Source organism: Paenibacillus sp. J22R67, from assembly GCF_059692175.1.
The window spans coordinates 47,610-69,312 of the sequence record NZ_JCAUAX010000008.1 but is presented as its reverse complement, the minus strand read 5'-3'; the positions used below and the strand labels follow the sequence as shown (position 1 = coordinate 69,312).

At 46.6% G+C, this 21,703-nt stretch carries 21 protein-coding genes; 16 read left to right on the top strand and 5 right to left on the bottom strand.

Going from position 1 to position 21,703, the window contains the following annotated elements:
* Window positions 1-24: 24 nt before the first annotated feature.
* From phnW to AC58VC_RS26240, 3 genes are read left to right on the top strand one after another with little or no spacing between them, the layout of a single operon-like run.
* Window positions 25-1,125: a 2-aminoethylphosphonate--pyruvate transaminase gene (gene phnW / locus AC58VC_RS26250; RefSeq protein WP_497373292.1), complete on the top strand. Its 1,101-nt coding sequence runs from the start codon at window positions 25-27 to the stop codon at window positions 1,123-1,125.
* Between the two features lie 19 nt (window positions 1,126-1,144).
* A complete protein-coding gene (ald, locus tag AC58VC_RS26245) occupies window positions 1,145-2,278 on the top strand; it encodes an alanine dehydrogenase (protein ID WP_497373288.1) in 1,134 nt (377 codons plus the stop codon).
* A 21-nt stretch (window positions 2,279-2,299) separates the two neighbouring features.
* The gene (locus tag AC58VC_RS26240) at window positions 2,300-3,004 is read left to right on the top strand and encodes an MgtC/SapB family protein (protein WP_497372895.1); all 705 of its coding nucleotides are present in this window, start codon (window positions 2,300-2,302) and stop codon (window positions 3,002-3,004) included.
* 54 nt (window positions 3,005-3,058) lie between these two features.
* Here AC58VC_RS26240 and AC58VC_RS26235 read toward each other — a convergent pair whose 3' ends face one another.
* Both AC58VC_RS26235 and AC58VC_RS26230 read right to left on the bottom strand, forming a co-directional pair.
* Window positions 3,059-4,387, bottom strand: coding sequence for a UDP-glucose dehydrogenase family protein (locus AC58VC_RS26235; protein WP_497372893.1), 1,329 nt, complete (start codon window positions 4,385-4,387; stop codon window positions 3,059-3,061).
* A 14-nt stretch (window positions 4,388-4,401) separates the two neighbouring features.
* Complete coding sequence (locus tag AC58VC_RS26230) at window positions 4,402-5,559, bottom strand: glycosyltransferase family 4 protein (RefSeq protein ID WP_497372891.1); 1,158 nt, start codon at window positions 5,557-5,559, stop codon at window positions 4,402-4,404.
* A 233-nt stretch (window positions 5,560-5,792) separates the two neighbouring features.
* On the opposite strand from AC58VC_RS26230, the gene AC58VC_RS26225 reads away from it, so the two are divergent.
* Both AC58VC_RS26225 and AC58VC_RS26220 read left to right on the top strand, forming a co-directional pair.
* Complete coding sequence (locus AC58VC_RS26225; RefSeq protein WP_497372889.1) at window positions 5,793-6,992, top strand: ATP-binding protein; 1,200 nt, start codon at window positions 5,793-5,795, stop codon at window positions 6,990-6,992.
* Between the two features lie 187 nt (window positions 6,993-7,179).
* Window positions 7,180-7,320 (top strand): hypothetical protein, encoded by a 141-nt coding sequence (locus AC58VC_RS26220; RefSeq protein WP_497372887.1) that lies wholly within the window; start codon window positions 7,180-7,182, stop codon window positions 7,318-7,320.
* A 1-nt stretch (window position 7,321) separates the two neighbouring features.
* On the opposite strand, the gene AC58VC_RS26215 is transcribed toward AC58VC_RS26220, so the two are convergent.
* Window positions 7,322-8,182, bottom strand: a complete 861-nt coding sequence (locus AC58VC_RS26215) for an AraC family transcriptional regulator (protein ID WP_497372885.1) — start codon at window positions 8,180-8,182, stop codon at window positions 7,322-7,324.
* Window positions 8,183-8,356: 174 nt separating this feature from the next.
* On the opposite strand from AC58VC_RS26215, the gene AC58VC_RS26210 reads away from it, so the two are divergent.
* The 5 genes from AC58VC_RS26210 (at window position 8,357) to AC58VC_RS26190 (ending at window position 14,623) form a co-directional block, all read left to right on the top strand.
* Window positions 8,357-9,235, top strand: coding sequence for a phytanoyl-CoA dioxygenase family protein (locus tag AC58VC_RS26210; RefSeq protein ID WP_497372883.1), 879 nt, complete (start codon window positions 8,357-8,359; stop codon window positions 9,233-9,235).
* A 213-nt stretch (window positions 9,236-9,448) separates the two neighbouring features.
* Window positions 9,449-11,290, top strand: coding sequence for a PAS domain S-box protein (locus tag AC58VC_RS26205; protein ID WP_497372881.1), 1,842 nt, complete (start codon window positions 9,449-9,451; stop codon window positions 11,288-11,290).
* Between the two features lie 148 nt (window positions 11,291-11,438).
* Window positions 11,439-11,585, top strand: coding sequence for a Spo0E family sporulation regulatory protein-aspartic acid phosphatase (locus AC58VC_RS26200; protein WP_497372879.1), 147 nt, complete (start codon window positions 11,439-11,441; stop codon window positions 11,583-11,585).
* Window positions 11,586-11,750: 165 nt separating this feature from the next.
* A complete protein-coding gene (locus AC58VC_RS26195; RefSeq protein ID WP_497372877.1) occupies window positions 11,751-12,752 on the top strand; it encodes an aldo/keto reductase in 1,002 nt (333 codons plus the stop codon).
* Between the two features lie 593 nt (window positions 12,753-13,345).
* On the top strand, window positions 13,346-14,623 hold the full coding sequence (locus AC58VC_RS26190) for a polysaccharide lyase family 7 protein (protein WP_497372875.1): 1,278 nt from the start codon (window positions 13,346-13,348) through the stop codon (window positions 14,621-14,623).
* A 13-nt stretch (window positions 14,624-14,636) separates the two neighbouring features.
* Here the strand turns inward: AC58VC_RS26190 and AC58VC_RS26185 are convergent, their stop codons facing one another.
* Window positions 14,637-15,521 carry a helix-turn-helix domain-containing protein gene (locus AC58VC_RS26185; protein WP_497372874.1) on the bottom strand — a complete coding sequence of 295 codons (885 nt, stop codon included), beginning with the start codon at window positions 15,519-15,521 and terminating at the stop codon, window positions 14,637-14,639.
* Window positions 15,522-15,689: 168 nt separating this feature from the next.
* On the opposite strand from AC58VC_RS26185, the gene AC58VC_RS26180 reads away from it, so the two are divergent.
* The 6 genes from AC58VC_RS26180 to AC58VC_RS26155 all read left to right on the top strand — a co-directional run bounded on the left by AC58VC_RS26180 (window position 15,690) and on the right by AC58VC_RS26155 (window position 20,846).
* Complete coding sequence (locus AC58VC_RS26180; RefSeq protein WP_497372872.1) at window positions 15,690-16,829, top strand: fatty acid desaturase family protein; 1,140 nt, start codon at window positions 15,690-15,692, stop codon at window positions 16,827-16,829.
* Window positions 16,819-17,136: a MocE family 2Fe-2S type ferredoxin gene (locus AC58VC_RS26175; RefSeq protein WP_497372870.1), complete on the top strand. Its 318-nt coding sequence runs from the start codon at window positions 16,819-16,821 to the stop codon at window positions 17,134-17,136. Before AC58VC_RS26180 ends, AC58VC_RS26175 begins: the two co-directional genes overlap by 11 nt.
* A gap of 38 nt (window positions 17,137-17,174) precedes the next feature.
* Window positions 17,175-18,125, top strand: coding sequence for a hypothetical protein (locus AC58VC_RS26170; protein ID WP_497372868.1), 951 nt, complete (start codon window positions 17,175-17,177; stop codon window positions 18,123-18,125).
* Between the two features lie 218 nt (window positions 18,126-18,343).
* On the top strand, window positions 18,344-19,558 hold the full coding sequence (gene fdhA, locus AC58VC_RS26165) for a formaldehyde dehydrogenase, glutathione-independent (RefSeq protein ID WP_161406325.1): 1,215 nt from the start codon (window positions 18,344-18,346) through the stop codon (window positions 19,556-19,558).
* 277 nt (window positions 19,559-19,835) lie between these two features.
* Window positions 19,836-19,961, top strand: coding sequence for a hypothetical protein (locus tag AC58VC_RS26160; protein ID WP_497372866.1), 126 nt, complete (start codon window positions 19,836-19,838; stop codon window positions 19,959-19,961).
* The gene (locus tag AC58VC_RS26155) at window positions 19,962-20,846 is read left to right on the top strand and encodes a TolB family protein (protein WP_497372864.1); all 885 of its coding nucleotides are present in this window, start codon (window positions 19,962-19,964) and stop codon (window positions 20,844-20,846) included.
* On the opposite strand, the gene AC58VC_RS26150 is transcribed toward AC58VC_RS26155, so the two are convergent.
* On the bottom strand, window positions 20,821-21,633 hold the full coding sequence (locus AC58VC_RS26150) for a CPBP family glutamic-type intramembrane protease (RefSeq protein WP_497372862.1): 813 nt from the start codon (window positions 21,631-21,633) through the stop codon (window positions 20,821-20,823). The two genes, AC58VC_RS26155 and AC58VC_RS26150, sit on opposite strands and share 26 nt — an antisense overlap.
* Window positions 21,634-21,703 lie beyond the last annotated feature (70 nt).

Sequence of the window (21,703 nt, the reverse complement as noted above, 5' to 3'; positions counted from 1 at the left end):
GTTTCAACAATGAATATTGATTTGATCGAAGATAACCCCTATTTGCTTTTGACCCCTGGACCCCTATCGACTAGCAAAAGGGTAAAAGCAGCCATGTTGAAAGACTGGTGTACGTGGGATGATGATTATAATCGAATTGTACAGGATATTCGCGCTAAACTTGTCCAATTAGCGACCAAGGAGACTTCGCTTTATACCTCCGTTCTTATGCAAGGCAGCGGCTCATTTTGTGTAGAATCGGTCATCGGAAGCGTTATTCCACAGGATGGCAAAATTCTGGTTATGGCGAATGGTGCTTATGGTCAACGGATGGCTCAAATGGCAAAAATGCTGAACATTCCGCTGGTTCTCTTGGATAACGGGGAGGTTCAACCTCCAGATTTGGATCAATTGGAATATACGCTGCGCAAAGAAACGGATATTACGCACGTGGCTGTTGTTCATTGTGAGACGACGACAGGCATGTTGAATCCGATAGAAGCGGTGGGCCACATAGTTAAGAAATATAACAAAACTTATATCGTAGATGCGATGAGCTCCTTTGGCGGAATTCCGATGGATATCACGGACTTACAGATTGATTTCTTGATCAGCAGCGCTAACAAGTGCATACAGGGTGTCCCAGGATTCGGTTTTATTATCGCCAAGATTGATGAAATGAAAAAGTGTGCCGGATGGGCGCGTTCCCATTCCCTTGATTTGTTTGACCAGTGGGATAAAATGGAGAATTACAATGGCAAATGGCGTTTTACATCACCTACTCACGTCGTACGTGCTTTCTATGAGGCACTGAAAGAGTTGTCAGATGAAGGCGGAGTTATCGCCAGATACAATCGATACAAAACAAGCCAACGGGCACTCGTCAAAGGAATGAAGGTACTCGGATTTGAGACATTACTGCCAGAGGCGTTGCAGTCGCCAATCATTACTTCCTTCCTATATCCGGAAAGTGAAGCGTTCCAGTTCCAAACTTTATATGAGAAATTGAAGCTCAGAGGTTTTGTGATCTATCCGGGTAAAATTACGAATGCCAACACGTTCCGAATTGGCAACATTGGTGAAGTGGAAGCCGCCGATATGATTCGTCTTGTGGATGCCATACAGCAAGAACAATTCTGGATATAGGTGAAGGAGATGTATGAGCATGATTATTGGTGTGCCGAAAGAAATTAAAAACAATGAAAATCGTGTTGGAATTACCCCAGCGGGCGTAGCCTCTTTTAAACATTATGGGCATGAGGTTTGGATTGAAGCTAGTGCTGGTTTGGGCAGCGGCTTCGAGGATAAGGATTATTTGGCGGCAGGAGCAATAATCGTGCCTACGGCTGAGGATGCTTGGTCGGCTGAGATGGTGCTTAAAGTAAAAGAACCGCTTGCTGAGGAATACGGGTATTTCCGCGAAGGCTTAATTCTGTTCACTTACCTGCATCTTGCTGCAGAATCCGAGTTGACCCGGGCGTTAACGGACAAGAAAGTCATCGCCATCGCTTATGAAACCATTCAACTAAATAACGGATCTCTTCCGCTTCTGACACCGATGAGTGAAGTGGCTGGCAGGATGTCCATTCAAATCGGCGCACAATTCTTGGAGAAGTCCAAAGGTGGAAAAGGCATTCTCCTTGGCGGAGTTCCAGGAGTAGCGCCAGCTGAAGTCGTGATCATCGGCGGAGGCGTGGTGGGGACGCAAGCGGCCAAAATGGCTGTTGGTCTTGGAGCGAGCGTGACGCTTCTTGATGTAAATCCAGAGCGGTTGCGCCAATTGGATGACCAGTTCCAAGGACGTCTACGCACGTTGATGTCGCACGGAAGCAATATTGCCGAAGCTGTCAAGAAGGCGGATCTGCTGATCGGCGCCGTATTGATTCCGGGCAGCCGTGCGCCACGACTTGTGACTGAAGCTGTTGTCAAAACGATGAAACCAGGTTCCGTCATTGTGGACGTAGCCATCGATCAAGGCGGCTCGATTGAGACTATCGACCGTATTACAACACACAGTGATCCGACCTATGTGAAGCACGGTGTTGTGCATTATGCTGTTGCTAATATGCCTGGTGCAGTCGCGCAGACATCCACAGTTGCTTTAACGAACGTCACGGTAGGCTATGGATTGCAAATTGCCAATAAGGGCTATCGTGAAGCTGGGTTGCAGCATCAAGATTTAGCGAAAGGTTTTAATACAATTGAAGGTAAAGTTACTTATAAAGCTGTTGCTGAAGCGCAAGGGTATCCCTATGTTGAGATTAATGACATACTAAACGGTCTTTCCGTATCCGTATAACAAGCCTCGTGTTGTAGTCAGATGCAAGTTGAGAGGAGAGACACAGTGTTGATATCTCCCTTTGTTATCAAGTTAGGTATTGCTTTATTTCTTGGAATGTTAATCGGAATTGATCGTCAGCTGAAACATAAGCCGGTAGGCATGAAAACAAACATGGTTATTTCTGTTGCTAGCTGCTTAATCACCATGGTTTCGATCGAATCCGTAAGCCGTTTCTCTATTCCAGGTCATACCAACATGGACCCAATGCGGCTTGCTGCGCAAATCGTCAGCGGCGTCGGTTTCTTAGGCGCAGGCGTCATTTTAAGAAAAAACAATGATGAAATTTCCGGTTTAACGACAGCATCCATGGTGTGGTCAGCATCTGCGCTCGGGATAGCAACTGGTGCTGGGTATTATTTGCAGGCATTTGTAGCCGTCATTTTTATTATTTTCTCTGTCAATTTGTTTCCTGTCATCATTAAATGGATCGGCCCTCGCTCACTCAAGCAAAGATATCTTGAAGTAAGAATCATTTGTCATGAAAGTCAGGATCCCAACCGGATTTTCAAAAGGTTGAAGGAACTAAACATTCAGATTGAACGCGTTAAAGTGAAAGATGTAGAAGGCAGCTCGAGTCAGATGGAAATGAAGTTGTTAACGTATGAAAAAGTGCAAGTAACGGATCTCTATGCTTCGCTCAAATCTGTTGAACATGTTTCTTTTGTGGAAGTAGAAAGCAGATAACTTCGTGGTGGGAATCAAAGCCCCAGTCCTTTTACAGCGGACTGGGGCTTATTTTTATTCTGGTAGGGAGACTCCAGCCCAAGGGATTGGACTACTCTCCGTCGACCTACCGACTGGCATATACATGGCCCCATCAACATCCAGGATTTGTGCGATGACTTGATTTGGCAAGAGATTCCGACCATCAAGCACATAAGGCCGATGCATGAGGTGAAGCAGGTAGGGCCAATCGAGTTCTGCGAACTGCGGCCATTCGGTCATAATCATGACAGCGTCAGCCTGGGCTGCTGCGGCATAAGGGGAATCCATCACCTGAACGGCTTTGGCTCCAACTTGCCTGACGACAGGATCGAAGGCTTGAACCGCAATGCCATGACGCTCACAATGAGCTAATAAGGTTAGAAATGGCGCATCGCGAACATCATTTGTATTTGGCTTGAACGAGATGCCTAATACGCAGAGACGCTTGCCTAAGGGATTGCCCCAAAGAGAGATAAGTTTGGCCATCATTCTTGGAATGCGCTGATCATTGACCTTAGCGACAGCTTCCAAAATTGGAAGCGAGCTGCCGATCAGCTTCCCGGTTGTTAGCAGAGACTGCAGATCCTTGGAGAAACAGGAACCTCCATAGCCAACACCTGCCGACAGGAATTCAGGTCCGATGCGCTGGTCGGCGCCAACTCCGCTCATGACGTGGCGGATATCCGCGCCATAGCCTTCACACACATCGGACATCATATTCGCGAATGAGATTTTCATCGCAAGGAAGGCATTCGAGGCGTATTTAATGAGCTCGGCGCTTCGTCTGTCACAAACATGTATGGGAGCGTCGATTCCTTCATATAACTGGCGAAGCAGCGATTCGGCTTGAGGAGTTTTACAACCGAATACGATGCGACCCGGCTCCATGAAGTCGTTGAAGGCGCTGCCTTGCCTTAGAAATTCAGGATTAAAGGCTACCTCTGTACATAGTCCAGCCGCTAGCAAAGTAGCTTCCAGTTCATCGCAGGTACCAACGGGTACCGTGCTTTTTATGATCACAAGAGGGGGACATGTGCCGGATTGCATCAAGTGAGACAGCACTTCATGGATATGCCCGAGGTCCGTATGACCGTCCGATCGTGTGGGAGTGCCCACAGCAATCATCAAAACATCTGTGTCTGATGAAGCTTCAACAATATCTGTCTCGAAGCGGAGTAAGCCCTTCGCATAGACATCAGCTAACTCTGGCTCCAGTCCAGGCTCCCAGACAGTCAACTTATTTTCCTTCAATCCGCGAATGACGGGCTCGCGGTCAACGGCAATGACTTCGTGCCCCAGCTTCGCAAAGCATACAGAGGCAACCAAGCCTACATACCCTGTTCCGACTAAAGCTAATCGCATGGATGTCCCCTCCTTTAAGCCGTATAGAATCCAAGTTTGCTTCCAAGCTGGCGAGTATCAATAATTTGTTCGTAGTCCTCCAGCAACCTATCAAAGATAGCGTCCCATGAGCGTCCGAGAGCAAAACTTCTTGCTGCGTGCCGGAAATCTACCCAATGTTCCGGTGCATGGACGAAATCGTTAATGGCACGGATGAAAGATTCCGGCTGGCGAGGCTCGCATAAGGTTCCTGTCTGTCCGGGAACGATCATGTCCCGTACGCCTCCGCTATTTGCGGCGATTACCGGAAGGCCGGAAGCCATCGCCTCTTGGACGACATTGCCGAATGTTTCGGTACTGGAAGGGAAGACGAAGAGATCTGATGAGGCATAGATTTCTGCGAGTTCTTCCCCTTGCTTGTAACCGGCAAATGTCACATTATTCGGTGCTTGCTCGCGCAGCTCGTCAAGTTGTGGTCCGTCTCCTACGATGAGCCAGTGAACACGTTCTTTCAGAGAATCAGGCAAAGTGCGCATAATAGCCGATAAAGTATCAATATCCTTTTCAGGCGCAATGCGCCCCACATAGAGGAGGAGGTAAGGGGCTGTAATTCCGTATCGTTCGCGAACCGCGTTCTTGTGCTTATCGGGAGTGTAGAGCGCGCAATCGACACCTCTGGACCAGAGCAGCATGCGGTCGAAGCCTTGTGCATGAAGCTGATGCATGGTATCGGTTGAAGGGACGAAAGTGGCGTCACAGGATTGGTGAAACCATTTCATGTACGTCCAATACAAAGGGACAGCTCTTTTCATCCGGTAGTAGGTCAAATAGCGATCAAAGTGGGTGTGATAGGAGGCTACATGCGAAATTCGGTGCTTGCGGGCGTAGTGGAGACCGCATAAACCGATGTTAAACGGTGTTGCCATATGGAGCAGTTGGGGACGGAAGCGGTCAAGCTCAGAACGCATAGACATAATGTTGGGCAAGGCAATCCGGCATTCGGGGTAGAGGAAAAAAGGGACGGAGGGTACGGGGCGAATCAGTTCGGAGTAAGCCATTTCATCCGTACATTTCGGTGTGAACACAAGATGCTCAACACCACGACGGTTCAAGTAATCCGTAAGACGTCCTAACGTAAGTGCAACGCCATTCATTTGAGGAACATAGGTATCGGTAAACAACGCGAGGCGCATAAGAATCCCTCCTGTAGTTCCTAGATGCGTTTAGCGTAACATCCGATTATTTGTGGAACGTTAACCGCATGTTAATTCTTTTTTAAATAAGCAAGGGCTTGATTACAGGCGTAAATTCCCATTTTGTCGAAAATCAATGGGGAAATGGTTGCAGAAATCGACATACAGCAATGAGAGATTTGGAATATGATAGAGAGGAAGGTAGAGTTCACTCGTAGAAGGGGCTGATCGTTGTGGGCAAAATACAAATATCCTCAAAAGGGATCGAAAAAACTCTTCGTAAATTTGATTATTTGCAGGCGATTTCCGAATATATTTGGAACGGCTTCGACGCGCAAGCTACAGTGGTAGACGTTAAACTTCAATTGAATGTGCTCGGCGGCGTTGACCATATCGTGATCTCGGATAATGGCTACGGCATTGATAGGCGCGAGTTGGAACGGAAATTCACGCCATTTTTTGAGTCGGAGAAGCAGATAGATCCAGAGAAGCGGACTAGAACCACATCGGCGATGCATGGCAAAAATGGGATCGGCCGCTTAACCTTCCATCGCTTTGCTACAGATGCGACATGGAAAACGACCTATGTGGACGGCTTGCTGAAAAATACATATACCATTCAAATTCGCTCAAATTATTTGGATGACTATAAGGTTTCGAGTATCAAATTGACGGATGGAGAGCCAGGCACGAGTGTAACTTTTCACAATATCATGCAGGATTTCATCGTTGAGCATTTATCTGCTTACTTATGCAAAGAATTTGGTTGGTTTCTGGAGCTGCACGCGGACAAAGATTTCGATCTTCGCCTGGATGGCGAATCGCTGGATTATTCGAGTCTGATTGGGGAAAAAGAGTGCTTTGACCTCGTTCATCCTGGCAGCCAAACTCCCTTTCAAGTTAAATTTGTACGTTGGCAGGATCGGATTAACCATGAATATTCCAAGCTATATTTCATAGACTCTCATTTGGAAGAAAAGTATAAACAGCCAACCACCTTTAATAATAAAGGGGACTCCTTTTACCATAGTGTTTACATTCAAAGTAAACTGTTCGACTATTTTGATTTTGAGAGCGATGATCAAAGCGGGCAGTTGGAAGCAGCTTTTGGTGTGAGCAAGAAAAGCGACGCTTTCCAATTTTTGTTGGAAGAAATCAATGCATTTATTAAGCAAAAAAGAAAGCCATATTTAGAAATACTGTCTGACCATGTCATTCAAGAATTTGTGGAAGCGAAAGCTTTCCCGGATTTCACGGACGGTCCTGAGGATACTGTGAGGAAAAACGAGCTGGAATCCGTCATTCGGGAACTGTGCCAGTTGGAACCGCGGGTGTTCGCTAGATTAAACCTGGAACAGAAGAAATTAATGGCGCATCTTATCCATTTGGCGATGGGCTCGGCGGAGCGGCAGCGGTTGTTGGAGGCTTTGTAAGCGGATGTGAATCCCACCTCGGTAGTTGCATACAGAGTAGATCTGTATGTGTCTACCGAAGTGGGATTTTTTCATGGGTGAAAAACGGCCGTAACGCGCTTTGCCCGTACTGCAACGATGTTTTGCATCGTTGCAGTCGTTGAAGGAGCGGCGGGGAGCCATGTAACGATGATTTGCATCGTTACAAGTGAGAAAAACGGCCGCAACGCGCTTTGCCCGTTCTGTAACGATGATTTTCATCGTTGCAGTCGTTAAAGGAGCGGCGGGGAGCCATGTAACGATGATTTGCATCGTTACAAGTGAGACCTTTGCTCGGCCTACGCCATAGTTTAAGACCGCTGCCGATTTCGGTACTCCGAAGGGGAGATGCCATAATACAGCGTGAACTGTTTGCTGAAATGATGAATGGAGGAGTAGCCTAAATCCTCAGCGATGTCCGTGACCGATCGGGCACTTTCTTTTAATGCGGCTGCGGCTTGCTTCATGATGACGGAAGTCCAGTAAGCCTTGGGAGACATGCCCGTGGCTTGTTTGAACAGTTGGTGGAATTGCGTTTTCTTCAGCTTGCTTTGTTTCAGCCAAGATTCATAACTGGAACCCAAGTAGGCTTTTCTGTGAATGTTATCGAGCAGAGGCTTGATTCGGAAATCAATGAAAGGCGTGTAGGTATGCAGCTGTACAATTTTTAGCAGCAAAGCTTGGAGAAGGCTTTTGGCGATAGCATCTGAATAGGGGGCAGAATTCTGATGCTGCTCTACGACTAGGGCGAACAGATCGGTAATTGCGCTTTTATGCTGGAAATGGAGCAGGTTAGGCAAGTTGTCTAAGTCAGGATTCGGTTCGATAGCTGTCAAAATGTGAGGATCGAAGTCGGCTTCTTTCCATACAAGATGCTTGTGCCCAGCGTCTGGGCGCGGTTCCCACAAGTCACAATAAATATTATAGGTGGATAGCGCATGTGCAGCGTCAGAATGAAAAGAGTGCTGCAGTTTAGGCGGAAAATAGAGCAAATCACCTTTGGCTATGGGGAAGGTACCGGAAGCGAGGGTAACAGCTCCTTTGCCGCCAGTCACGAGGTGGAAGGCATAGCAATAGCCTAATCGGAAAGATTCGCTGCCATTTTTCTCATAAGGAAAACGGTAGTGATGGGCGGTTCTTACGGTTGGATTCATCGCTGTCAAAATCGGCATCAGACAGTCTCCCTTTTACGCGCAGGTTTATCATCTAATTGTATGTCATAATGCCTGGGTTGAAAAGAAATAACCGGAAGAATTGATCAATCATTGAACAGCCGGATAAATACGATTTACCTCAAAGATGCTAAATTAATAAGTGTAGATCACCTTTGGGGAGGAATGGTAACAATGAACGTGAGCCAAATCGGCGGAAGTTTGAGCAAAGAGCAAGTTGACTTTTATAATACGGAGGGCTATCTGGTAATTCCTAATCTGCTTCAGGAGGATGATCTCGCGCAGGCAATTGAAGCAATGACGACCAAGGTCTCGGAAATTGCGGAGGAGCTTATGCAGGCGGGTCTCATTCATGATAAATTAGAAGATCGTCCATTTAAATATCGTTTGGCGGAGTTGTTCAAAGATTTAACAGCGGAGCATTTTCTGAAATATGGAAGAAGCTGGAGAGATAGGATTCCCGGTTATTTTCACTTAATGAGCAATCCCAAAATTTTGGATGCGGTTGAATCCTTAATCGGCGGAGAGTTGTTCTCCAATCCGGTATATAATACGCGACCGAAAATACCAAAGGTTGCCGCAGGCGCTGTGCCTTGGCACCAAGATAAATCCTATTGGCCTGATGCCAATTCCAATCCAGTGATCACGGTTTGGATTCCGCTTGTGGACGCAAATGAGATTAACGGTTGTTTGCATATTAAACCGCGCACACACCGTAAGCGCTTACTGAAGTGGCATCAAGAATCAGATACAGGAACAGGGTACACGGCTTTGCGTGAAAACCAATTGGGCAAAACGAAGACAGTAGTTCTTCCGGTTTCTGCAGGAAGCGCGATTCTGTTTAATGACCGTTGTCTGCATATGTCAACGCCTAATTTATCCGATGAGGTGCGTTGGAGTGTAGACCTGCGTTATCAGCCTACAGACCAGGACCCCATGCCGGGCCATGGAGCAGGTTTCCTGGCAAGAAGCTATAAGTATCCAGATCGAATTGCGACCTTGGAGGATTGGCTGGCAAATCGGATGGAACATTCACCCATCTCGTCTGTCTAGTCCATTATAATATGGAAAAATATGGTCGATATTTGGGGGGATACTGTCCCTAAACAAGGAGTAGGCTCTTCCTGAGCCGCTCCTTTTTGTACATTCGACATTATCCATAAAGTGGAAAATTGCTTTTTGCCCTTATTTGGAAAGGAAAATGCAGAAGAACATAGAATTGTTACTAGATAACATGCGTTTATTGATAGGGTGAGGACAAACAACATGGATAATAGGATACAGAGTAAACCAATACCGACAAATTGGATGCAGCAAATTAACCAACTATTCGACCTTTGCTTTCACCATACAAATGCCAGCATTGCGGTTATTGATCTTCAAAATCATATTTTGCAGGTGAACGAAGCGTATGAACAAATGTACGGTTGGACGAATGATGAAGTTTATGAAAAGTGTTTAAAGACGGTTCCCTTATACGAAGTAGATCGCGTAAGAAATATCCATTCACATGTGATTCTTCATGATCAGGCTGAATGTTATGAGACGCATAAACTTCGCAAAAATGGCGATTCTTTTTTTGCTAGTATGACTATTTCCCCGCTAAAGGACAATGAAGGCCGTATTTTTGCGCTAGTCGAAGTGGCTAGAGACATCTCTAATCGTAAAATGGAAGATGTGAAGCTGAAAGAAAGCGAAGAACGCTATCGTAATTTGGTCGAGCACTCACCGGAACCCATTATAGTGTACTGCGATTCGGTTATCGTGTACGCAAACCCTGCTGCATTAAGGCTAGTAGGTGCTGAAAGTGAAAATCAGCTTCGAGGGAAATTAGCTTTAGAATTTATTCATCCGGATGAAAGAAATGAGCTTCAAGCGCAGATCGAACAGTTACTGAAAGCAGAGAAGCCTACAGATATTATTGAAAAGAAATTGGTAAGGCTCGATAATCAACTGATCAATGTCGAAATCAGAGCGGTTCTAGTTGAATATTTGGGCAAACCATCGATCCAATTGCTGTGCAGAGATATTACGCATAAAAAAGTGATGGAATCAATCGTTCGCGAACGAGATGAAGAGTATAGGCGCATGATTAAATTACTCCCTGAGCCGATCGTAGTGCATCAGGAAGGAGTTATCTGTTACATCAACGATATCGGGCTCAGTCTATTAGGGGCATTAACGCCGAATGAAGTTATAGGTAAAAGTGTCACGGAATTCATACACCCCGATTTCCATGAGATTTTTCAAGAGAGAGTCAAGTCCGTTGAGCTAGTTGATAAATATATACCATTTATTGAACTGAATCTGTTAGGTCTGCACGGAGATCGCATTGCTATCGAGGCATCATCTGTCGTTCTACATAACTATTTGGAACGTCCTGTTATCCAGACAGTTCTACGAGATATCACCGAACGCAAGACAGCGGAAGAGATGTTGCTTCAATCGGAGAAGCTCTCCGTTGTCGGACAGTTAGCCGCAGGAATCGCGCATGAAATTCGAAATCCACTGACTTCGCTTGTTGGATTTTTGAAGCTTATTAAGTGTGCTCCTACCAAAAAGATCGTCGAGTACACAGATATTATGCTGGTTGAGTTAAATAGAATCAACAGCATTGTGAACGAGTTCATGCTCATTTCGAAGCCGCAAAGAAGTAAGTTTGAAGATAAAAACATCTGTGACATTATCGATAATGTGGTCTCCCTGCTTCAACCCCAGGCGCTCCTGCATAATGTCGAGATTCAATTCAATAGTAGGAACGATGACGTGTATATGGTTAAAAGCGATGAAGGCCAGTTGAAGCAGGTATTCATTAATCTGTTGAAAAATTCCGTAGAGGCCATGCCCGGTGGGGGCATCATTGATATTGCTATTCAACGTCTTGGAAATAAGAAAATGTCGATTAAGCTCAAAGACAATGGGATTGGAATCGCTGAGGAGCTTATACCTAGACTGGGTGATCCCTTTTTTACGACAAAAGAAGAAGGAACTGGGCTCGGAATGATGGTTTGTTTTCGGATTATAGAAGCGCACCAAGGGAGTATGAAGGTTCAAAGCAAGCTGGGAGTAGGAACTATGATTGATATCGAACTCCCTTTTGTGCTATAAAAAGAGTACTTTCAACGTCTTTTTCATTTGAAATAAAATTTCACAATTTCTTCAAAGCATGTCGACAAAGTTTTACAAACTTCTGAGGAATCTTGATTTATAATAAAGAAACTAACGAAACTGAACAGAAGTGGTGTGAACTGTTGAGATGGAACTATTACTACTGAAAATTGAAGCATTACGCATGAAGATGATAGAGGAAGCCGAACGTCACGGCTGTTTTACCCATGAAAAGGTCGTTGCGATTAGCCAACAATTGGATGAATATATTATCCGGTATTACGTGCTGAAATAAAAAATCAGCAGGTTGACGATGAGACATCGCGGTGATAATATGGGATTAATCCAAGTGAGTAACTTGGTTTAAGTGAAGCAGTTTGACCGACCGTAGAAAACGGAGGCAATCCTTTGATGGATTGTCCTTTTTTTTTTAATAACCAATGGACAGGGAGATGTGGATATGAGTATTGGACAAAGACGACTAGGCAGATCAGGGCTGCGCGTATCAGAGGTAAGTCTAGGCACGATGGCTTTCGGCAGATGGATCGGGGAGAAGGAATCTGCGGAAGTGCTGGATACGGCGCTTGATGCAGGGATTACCCTTATTGATACAGCTGATGTATATGGCTCTGGGATGGACAAGGATAATCCGCTTGAAACAGGCGAGTCCGAAACCATTCTCGGTAACTTGCTTGGTGCTCGCCGTCATGAAATCGTGCTTGCGACCAAAGTTCACGGACGTGTTGGACTAGGTCCGAACGATGCTGGTCAGAGCCGATATCATATCTACCGAGCTGTTGAAAATAGTCTTAAACGGTTGAAAACGGACTATATTGACTTATACCAAGTACATAGATTCGATGAACAAACGCCGCTCGAAGAAACTTTGCGAGCGCTCGACGACCTTGTTCGTCAAGGGAAAGTCCGCTACATTGGCGCCTCGAACTATGCGGCGTGGCAGCTTGCTAAAGCTCATGGCATATCAGCGCTGCAGCGGCTTGAACGCTTCGAAAGCGTCCAGCCCGAATACAGCTTGATTGCACGAGGAATCGAACAGGAGCTGCTGCCGTTCGCCATCTCCGAGGGCGTAGGCGTTATCGTGTACAGCCCGCTGGGACGTGGTCTTCTGACAGGGAAATACGCCTACGGTCAGCAAGCGCCGGCAGGAACTCGCGGTGCTGCGAATGAGAAACGGCTGCAAGCGCTGCTGGAGCAAGAGCGGCACTTCCATCTTGTGGAGCAGCTGAAGCCAATCGCAGCACGCAAAGGCTGGACACTTGCTCAGCTGGCGCTGAGCTGGGTTCTTAGTACGCAGGGTGTCACATCCGCGATTCTCGGTGTATCCAAACCGCATCACATTACGGATATTTTGCCAACGGTTGCTGAGAAGTTGACCCAGGAAGAGCTGAAAGAGCTCGATGCGGTGACGAGAAGCACACAAGCGGATTTGGTTCGAAATTAAGACAGTAAACAGAAAGCTGCTCCTGGAAGATTATCTTCTGAGGGGCGGCTTTTTTTTGTATATAACTTATATGTTTTTGGTGTTTTGAAAAACTACAGTCCGCTATTTCTCTGAAAAGGTATGTTTTTCACAGCAAGGGGAACTACGGTCCGCTATTTTTGCCGATTCACCTGAAAAACGAACCATGGAGGACAAATAAGAGCTTGTAGTTCCGTCAGAAGGAAAAATGCTCGCTTTTCTCCAAATAGCGGACCCCAGTCCTCCCTGAGTGAACCCCAGTCCTCCCTGAGTGAACCCTTAGTCCTTTTTCCGCTTAGGATGACTTCCTCCCTGACGGTTTTTCTTGTACCCACTCTAGGAATAACACAAGTAAACCTAAAAAAAACGCTACAGATACAGGAAAAATTTAACTATAATGAACATTGTTAAGCGCTTACACGGAAATAAACGTTAGTATTCAAACATGAAAGGAGGTCGCGCTTCGCTTTAAACCATCTGTTCACTCTAAGCACGCCTCACGCCTGTTTATCTGAATTAGCAGCAATGCGTACTGCTTCGAACACAAAAGTTAATCATTGACTAGGAGGATTATGATGCGAAAAAAAGTGCTAAAACCGATTCATTACTTAGTTATGCTTTCCTTGTTGTTATCGACTGCGTTAATTTTTAGCAATGTTACCTCGGTGACAGCAGCATCCATTGCGATCACGAACCCTGGCTTCGAAAGCGATGCAACAGGATGGACGAAAGTTGGTTCCGCTGCGATCTCAACAAGCGATCATCACAGTGGCACTCGTTCGGCCAAATCCACAGCTACCGGTGGCGGTTATAAGCAAACAATATCCGGCCTTACAGCAAACACCAGCTATACGCTGAAAGCTTGGATTCTCGGTCAAGGCGCTATTGGCGCTAATACCTTTGGCGGCAGTGAAGTTACGGCAGGCGGCAATACGACAGCTTGGACGCAATTTACCGTCAATTTTACGACAGGTGCGACGAATACTAGCGCCGTGATTTTTGCTAGAGGCACGAGCTCTTCCGACGTGCGTTTTGATGATTTTACCCTTGACAGCGGCACTAGCTCGACACCAACTCCTACCGCAACGCCAACATCCACACCAACACCGACGCCACCTACAACTCCTACACTCCCATCTGATGTCCTATATTTGAAAAATTGGAAAATCACTTTACCGATTCCGAAGCAATCCGGCTCCACAAGCCCACTCGAGGTGTTACAGCCAGCGTTAAATACGTATTCGATTGATCCTTGGTTTAAAGTTGTGCACGATGCGGATGGTTATGCCGTTCAATTCCGAGCTAACCATGGCGCTGTTTCAACGTCCGGGTCCAGCAACCCAAGAAGTGAGCTGCGCGAGATGAAGGATAATTATACGACGGGAGACTCCAGTAATCAGATGGCCTGGGGCAGCAATGACGGGAAAACGCATACGATGTACATTAAGCAAAAAGTGACTCACCTGACAACGGTTAAACCGCAAACGGTCGTTGGCCAAATCCACGATGTCGATGATGATGTGACTGTCTTCCGTGTCGAAGGTAATAATCCTGGCGGCGTTTCCACAACAGCCAAAATTTACATTACAGACGGGGACAACACCCATGGCTATTTGCTCGATAGCAACTATACGCTGGGAACTTTGTTTACGGTTAAAATCATTGTAGCAAACGGTGTTATCTCCTATGAGTACAATGGTCAAACAGTGCCATACACGCAAACGAAAAATGTAACAGGATGTTTCTTCAAAATTGGGAACTACACGCAGTCCAATGACTCAACTGCACCTGGCGAAAGCCCAGATGCCTATGCGGAGAACTGGGTGTACGACTACTCAGTCACACATCAATAAGCTGCTATAAGAGCTACTGATCTGGTGTGTCTTTAAAAAGCGTAGCGCAAAATTGACTAAGACTCATACCTGTTTTCCTTTTAAAAATTTTACCGAAGGCATGGATATTCGTATAGCCGACCTCATTGGCGATTTCGCCGAAGGATTGGCCGGACTGGAGCGCGAGTTCCTTGGCTTTTTCCAATCGAACCCAGACCAAGTATTGCACAGGCGACATGCCGAATGCGCTGCGGAACTGCGTAATGATGTAGTTACGGCTCCAGCCGGTTAGCTTCTCTAGATCTTGATGCGTAAAGCCAACTTGCAAATGGTTGGAGATGTAGTTGCGAATAAGAATGAGCTTCGCTTTGTTAGCATCTTCTTTTTTTGAAGTGCTGACGGCGAGCTCTTTTTTTTGTTGGGACATTTGAAGCAAGACTTGTGTCAGCAGACTTTGGCATAGAAAATGGTCCGTTATCTCCGGCATTCGGTAATGATGCACGAGCTCGGTCAGTTTATGCTCGATCGTGTGATTTTGGTAATTCCCCATGTAATGAGGGCCGATTTCTTTGGAAGCATGAATGACTTGGTGGATGGGAAAACCGGTTTCACCGAAATGAAAAACAATCGAGATGCAGACATAAGGCTCGTTCTGCCGTGTGGTGATGTAATGAGGCTCGTTCGGTCTATGAAACATCAAATCACCGCGTTCTGTCACATAATCGTGCCCGCTAATATGATAGTCTGCGACTCCCTCAACGACATACTGCAGTTGATATTGCTTCAACGAGCGTTGTTTCAATTTCCAGCCGTTAGGGGCATGGAACATGTGGGCAAGCGTAATATACGGTGGGAAATAATATTGCTTTAACTGTTCAAGCGTTTCACTTGGCTCCATAAAATAAAGCTTATTCGTCATCGTTGGCCTCCGCATGATCCGTCCAAATGCATGACTCCATTATACAAATTTATGGAAATCTACAATAGTGTGATTTTGGTAACCATTTTGTTACTTTGGGATAAATACTTCCGTGGGGCTGGTCTGTACAATGAAAGCATATTCATCAAGGAGGGGAGGCACTCAGCGATGTCTTCAGCGAGTGGAAGAAGAGATTACAGCCTTACAGGCAAGGAGAACCAGCGCGCCCAAGATAGGGGGCTCGTAACCACAGAATGGTACACATCGCCCATACCTCGTCAGAGGATGAAGGAGCTAATGAAGCGTAAAGATGGGCCTGCGATACGGGACACGATTATTTTATTCGTGCTTCTTATAACTGCTGGAATCCTTGCGTATTACTCGTGGGGAACTTGGTGGGCTGTTCCAGCATTCTTCATTTATGGCACGTTATATGCATCTCCGGGAGATTCGCGTTGGCATGAATGCGGGCATGGGACGGCTTTCAAGACACCTTGGATGAATGAAGTGGTGTATCAGATTGCTTCCTTCATGGTACTGCGCTCTGCTACACCATGGCGTTGGAGTCACACGCGTCACCATAGTGATACGTATATTGTGGGGCGTGATCCCGAGATATTTATGGAAAGACCACCGATCTGGCGCATTCTCATTATGGAGATTCTTCATCTCTACGGCGGACCAAAGGAAATCAAACGATTTTTTCAGCACTGTCTAGGGAAAGTGGATAGCACGGAAAATGAATACATCCCCCAGTCAGAGCGTCCCAAAGCCTACCTGGAAGCACGTATCTACTTGCTTATTTTAGCATCTGTTATCGCGCTTTCGATTTACCAAATGAGTTTCCTGCCGCTAATGTTTATTGGCCTTCCGACCTTCTACGGTACATTGCTGATGCTGTTATTTGGATTATCGCAGCATTTGGGGCTGCATGAAGATGTGCTGGATCATCGTTTGAATACCCGCACGGTGTATCTGAATCCCGTGTTTAGGTTTCTTTACTGGAATATGAATTATCACGTTGAGCATCACATGTTTCCAATGGTGCCCTATCATGCACTTCCTGCGCTTCATAAGGAGATGCAGGGAGATTGTCCGAAGCCATGCAGTAGTTTGGGCGCTGCGCTGAAAGAAGTGATGATCGCGCTGATCAAACAAGGCAAAGACCCGTCGTATACGATAGTTAAACCCTTGCCCAGTACAGCGCGTCCTTATTACTATGGACCAGCGAAGATGCCCGATGCCAAAGAAGTGAAAAGCACGGAGACTAACCCTGCGATGACCGGAGGAATGACGCATGGTGCCTGATGAGTGGATTGTAGCATGCAGAGCGGACGAAATTGAGCGGGAAGACGTGATCCGTTTCGATTATAGCGATCGTTCCTTCGCTATCTACCGAACGGATAGAAATGACTATTATGCGACGGATGGTTATTGTACACATGGGAAGTTTCATTTGTCAGAAGGGCTTGTCATGGGAAATATAATTGAATGTCCGAAGCATAATGGGAGATTCGATGTGACTACCGGGCAAGCGAAGCGGGCGCCGGTTTGTGTGGATCTGAGAACCTATCCAGTGAAGGTAGAAGCTGGGAAAGTTTTCATTAAGCCTTAGAAGATTTTAAGGAGAATCAGGCCTTAGGGAGGATGAATGTGGGAGATAGGAGTGTCGTGCAAGTTCAGGCAGGAATATATAAAGGATGCAGCTCTCTTACCATTGAAAATGAACAGCTCAAAGTAGAGCTAGTCCCGCAGCTTGGCGGGAAGCTGGTTTCAATGATCTATAAGCCAACTGGCAAGCAGTGGCTGCTTGATTCAGGGACGCGTCCTCTTGAGCAGCCAGCGTTTGGCTCAACCTTCACGGATTGGGATATGAGCGGATGGGACGAATGTTTTCCAACGATCATTGCCTGTCCTTCCGGCGTGGATGAACATATTCTATTGCCGGATCATGGAGAGCTTTGGTCGCTTCCCGGAACCTGCAAGGTCGAAGAGGGGACTGTTGACTGTACAATCGCTAGTCCACAGCTGCCCTACCGATTTTCAAGACGACTATCTTTGGTGGACGCAGACAGAGTTAGGCTAGCGTACCGCGCCGAGAATGATGGCGATAAACCCATTCCCTTCCTATGGGTACCACATCCCCAGTTTGCGATTACAGAACGGACGCGACTTCTTCTCCCTGATGCCATGGAGCGTATGTTGTGTGTTTTTGGAGGTAAAAAGCTTGCGCTTGGCAATTCCTATTCCTGGAAGGAGGTCTCACAGCTTTCACCGAATGTAACTGGAGATGCACGCAAGTTTTATTACGAAGGGAAAGTAACCGCTGGATGGTCGGGTCTGTATGAAGAAGAAAGCAGTAACTATTTCATTATGTCTGTATCGATGGACAAAGTTCCCTATATCGGCATCTGGATCGACGAAGGAATGATCAATGATCGTGTTACCTGTGCGCTTGAGCCGAGCATTGGCTACTATGATTCTCTAGAGAAAGCCATAAACAATGGGACGGCGCAGGTCATTCCGGCAAAAGGTTCTTTCGAATGGGAAATGGAACTTTCACTTGGTGTTGGTGATTGGTCAAAGGGGATTCAACCCATGTAAATGCCTACAGAAGGCTTAAACGTTAGGTGGTTACAACTTTGTTGCGTTAAGCTGTATACTTCACTGGGCCTGTCTAATATAATGGAAATAGATGGAATGATTGTTTGATCTACATAATCTTAAGATTTTGAAAGCGTTTCCCCTATGCAAAAGATGAGGATGGTTCACGGATGTTTGATCGACGAAAGTGACATTTCAAATTTGGGAGGAATTCGAAGATGGCAGGAAACAGAGCAGTCGTGTACAACAAACCAGGGAGTGTAGAAATCCGGGATACGGATTTTCCGGATCTTATTTTACGTGATGGTCCAGGCGTGAATCCATTAAACGTGGGACGTAAATGCGAGCATGGCGTCATTCTAAAAGTTGTCACGACGAACATTTGCGGCAGTGACCAGCACATGGTCAGGGGAAGAACGACGGCGCCGTCGGGCCTTATTTTGGGACATGAAATCACGGGAGAAGTGATTGAAGTTGGACGGGATGTGGAGTTTATCCAAAAAGGGGATCTAGTCTCCGTTCCGTTCAATATTGCCTGTGGACGCTGCCGCAATTGCAAAGAGCGCCATACGAATGTATGTCTGAATGTGAATCCGGATCGTCCCGGATCGGCCTATGGTTATGTCGATATGGGCGGTTGGGTAGGCGGGCAATCCGAATACGTCATGGTGCCGTACGCTGATTTTCAATTGCTGAAATTTCCGGACAAAGCACAAGCGATGGAAAAAATTCTTGATCTAACGATGTTATCCGATATTTTCCCAACGGGATACCACGGTGCAGTTAGCGCTGGTGTACGTCCAGGCTCGACCGTATACGTTGCCGGTGCAGGTCCGGTCGGACTAGCTGCAGCGCATTCTGCGCAACTGCTGGGCGCAGCGGTTGTTATTGTTGGCGATTTGAACGCAGAGCGGCTCGCTCAAGCGAAAAGCTTCGGATGCGAGACCGTCAATTTGCGTGAGCACGCTAATTTGGCGGAGCAGATCGAGCAAATTTTGGGCACGCCGGAAGTGGATTGCGCGATTGACTGCGTCGGCTTCGAAGCTCATGGACATGGAAAGGCGCACGGCGAGGCGCCAGCGACTGTGCTAAACTCCATCATGGAGGTTACGCGTGCTGGCGGCAGTCTGGGTATTCCGGGGCTGTATGTGACCGGCGATCCTGGGGCTGTGGACGAGGATTCCAAAATTGGCACGCTTAAAATTCGGTTCGGGCTCGGCTGGGCCAAATCCCACACGTTCGTCACTGGCCAAACGCCAGTCATGAAATATCATCGCGACTTGATGATGTCGATTCTCAGCGGCAGAGCGCAAATCGCGAAAGCGGTGAACGCGACAAAAATTTCCTTAGAGGAAGCGCCTAATGCTTACCAGGAATTTGATCGCGGTGTGTCGCGGAAATTCGTGATAGATCCGCATGGGCTTGTGAAATAGAGGGTTTTGTTGAAGACATTCTCAGTCCATGGACTGGGGATGTCTTTTTGCGTTGTGCGGCGGTTGTCACGCTGGAATGAATTAGCTCGAGCGCGGAGCGAGTACTGCAACGATGTTTTACATCGCAGGAGCTGCTGTCGCCGAGGTGGTTGGGCGCTGTTACGATGTTTTACATCGTTACAGGTGAAAAAGAGCCGTCTCGAGCGCGGAGCGAGTACTGCAACGATGTTTTACATCGCAGGAGCTGCTGTCGCTGAGGTGGTTGGGCGCTGTTACGATGTTTTACATCGTTACAGGTGAAAGCGCGACCTTTAGAATGTCTGTCAAGCCTGCAGGTTTAAGCATGCCAGCATCGAAGTATTTAACAGATGAAGTTGCATCCAATGGACACGGAGGTAAATAAATGAATACGTTAAAAGAACCACTGACGAACAAAGGCCGCAACGTGAGGAGCATTCTGGAAGTCATCGATATCCAAACAGGTGAGCGAACACAGCTGGCCTATTACGATTACCTAATCGAGGCTCCGAATTGGACGAGTGACGGTAACCGACTCATTTATAATAGTTTGGGCAGTCTCTATTCCTTTGATATTTTGGAAAGTGAAAGCACGCTTATCGATTCGGGGTACGTCAATCACTGTAATAATGATCACGTACTATCGCCCGATCAAACACAAATTGCGGTAAGTCATCACACACAGGAAGACGGCCAGTCCCGCATTTATATCGTCCCGCTCGAAGAGGGGCATCCTGTTCTCGTTACCCCAATGGCGCCGAGTTATCTGCATGGCTGGTCACCAGATGGCAGTGAGCTAGCCTATTGCGCTGAACGGAACGGACAATATGATATTTATACAATCCCGGCAGCCGGAGGTGTAGAGAGACAGCTAACGGATAGTCCTGGTCTGAATGACGGACCTGAATATTCGCCGGATGGCAAGCATATCTGGTTTAATTCCGTGCGAACGGGGCTGATGCAGGTATGGCGCATGAACGTAGATGGCAGCGAGCAAACGCAGATGACTTTTGAGGAGAGTAACAACTGGTTTCCGCATGTGTCCCCAGATGGTGAGCTTGTAGCGTATATTGCTTACAAAAAAGGCGATGTTGAACCCGGTGACCATCCCCCGAACAAGGTTGTGGAAATACGATTGATGCCAAGCGGTGGTGGCGAAGCTAGAACACTGGTTAAACTGTTTGGCGGTCAAGGCACGATTAACGTAAACTCATGGTCGCCAGATAGCAGCAAGCTGGCTTTTGTTAGCTACTCATTGATTTCACCCTGATTCGGTACAACCATAATCCAATGAATCCAGTGATCACCATGCTGAAAATTCCGTCAGGACTAGGCATCATCAGGAAAGAATAGCCAGATCGAATCTCGATAAATTTTTTTAAGATTAAGGTATCAATGAAAGCATTACCCACGGTATGCATAAGTACGGCTGGCCAGACGCTATTCGTCAACAGCCGTATTTCGCCGTATATGATGGACAAGAGGACAACGCCAAGCACCAAACGCGGTAAAAAAGTAACCATGTGTTCTGTCGTATCGATAAAAAGAAATAGGTAAGGGAAATGCCACACGGCCCAAATGAGGCCGATGTAACTATGAGAGAGCAGCTTATTCCAGCCAAGCGCATACACTTTTGGCGCTAAATAACCTCTCCATGCAAACTCTTCACATATATTTTTGATGAAGCTGGGCAGGATCGCAATCCCAAAGGCAGAGAGAAATAGGGGAGTTAAAGGGGTTGTATCAATCAGCCCATCATGACCAATTAGCAGAATCAAGAGCGTGCAGCAGGGTGAGAATAGGGCACTGACCAAGTATAGGTGAACATTTTTTCTAAAATGAAATCGAATACCAAAGTCCTGCCAACCGTCTCCGCCAACCGTACGAAATAACATCATCGCCAGAAGCGGAGTGACAATCCAGATGAGCTGCCCCAGGCTGCCATTGGCATCCCTGCCCACTTGTAAATCGACAAGCCGACCCAACCATCCGCAGCAGACCGCAAGAAATGAAAAAAGTAGGATGTTCCTGAACCGCCTATCGTAGATTAGTTTCATCATCGTTTCCCCTTGCACACAAGATAAGGCTTATCCCCTCAAAATGAACGAATGAAAACCTATTAAACTC

Coding starts and splice junctions, on each gene's coding strand:
- ald (WP_497373288.1), top strand. CDS start 1,145: ATGATTATTGGTGTGCCGAAAGAAATTAAAAACAATGAAAATCGTGTT.
- AC58VC_RS26240 (WP_497372895.1), top strand. CDS start 2,300: ATGCAAGTTGAGAGGAGAGACACAGTGTTGATATCTCCCTTTGTTATC.
- AC58VC_RS26235 (WP_497372893.1), bottom strand. CDS start 4,387: ATGCGATTAGCTTTAGTCGGAACAGGGTATGTAGGCTTGGTTGCCTCT.
- AC58VC_RS26230 (WP_497372891.1), bottom strand. CDS start 5,559: ATGCGCCTCGCGTTGTTTACCGATACCTATGTTCCTCAAATGAATGGC.
- AC58VC_RS26215 (WP_497372885.1), bottom strand. CDS start 8,182: ATGCCGATTTTGACAGCGATGAATCCAACCGTAAGAACCGCCCATCAC.
- AC58VC_RS26210 (WP_497372883.1), top strand. CDS start 8,357: ATGAACGTGAGCCAAATCGGCGGAAGTTTGAGCAAAGAGCAAGTTGAC.
- AC58VC_RS26205 (WP_497372881.1), top strand. CDS start 9,449: ATGGATAATAGGATACAGAGTAAACCAATACCGACAAATTGGATGCAG.
- AC58VC_RS26200 (WP_497372879.1), top strand. CDS start 11,439: ATGGAACTATTACTACTGAAAATTGAAGCATTACGCATGAAGATGATA.
- AC58VC_RS26195 (WP_497372877.1), top strand. CDS start 11,751: ATGAGTATTGGACAAAGACGACTAGGCAGATCAGGGCTGCGCGTATCA.
- AC58VC_RS26190 (WP_497372875.1), top strand. CDS start 13,346: ATGCGAAAAAAAGTGCTAAAACCGATTCATTACTTAGTTATGCTTTCC.
- AC58VC_RS26185 (WP_497372874.1), bottom strand. CDS start 15,521: ATGACGAATAAGCTTTATTTTATGGAGCCAAGTGAAACGCTTGAACAG.
- AC58VC_RS26180 (WP_497372872.1), top strand. CDS start 15,690: ATGTCTTCAGCGAGTGGAAGAAGAGATTACAGCCTTACAGGCAAGGAG.
- AC58VC_RS26175 (WP_497372870.1), top strand. CDS start 16,819: ATGGTGCCTGATGAGTGGATTGTAGCATGCAGAGCGGACGAAATTGAG.
- fdhA (WP_161406325.1), top strand. CDS start 18,344: ATGGCAGGAAACAGAGCAGTCGTGTACAACAAACCAGGGAGTGTAGAA.
- AC58VC_RS26160 (WP_497372866.1), top strand. CDS start 19,836: ATGTTTTACATCGTTACAGGTGAAAGCGCGACCTTTAGAATGTCTGTC.
- AC58VC_RS26155 (WP_497372864.1), top strand. CDS start 19,962: ATGAATACGTTAAAAGAACCACTGACGAACAAAGGCCGCAACGTGAGG.
- AC58VC_RS26150 (WP_497372862.1), bottom strand. CDS start 21,633: ATGAAACTAATCTACGATAGGCGGTTCAGGAACATCCTACTTTTTTCA.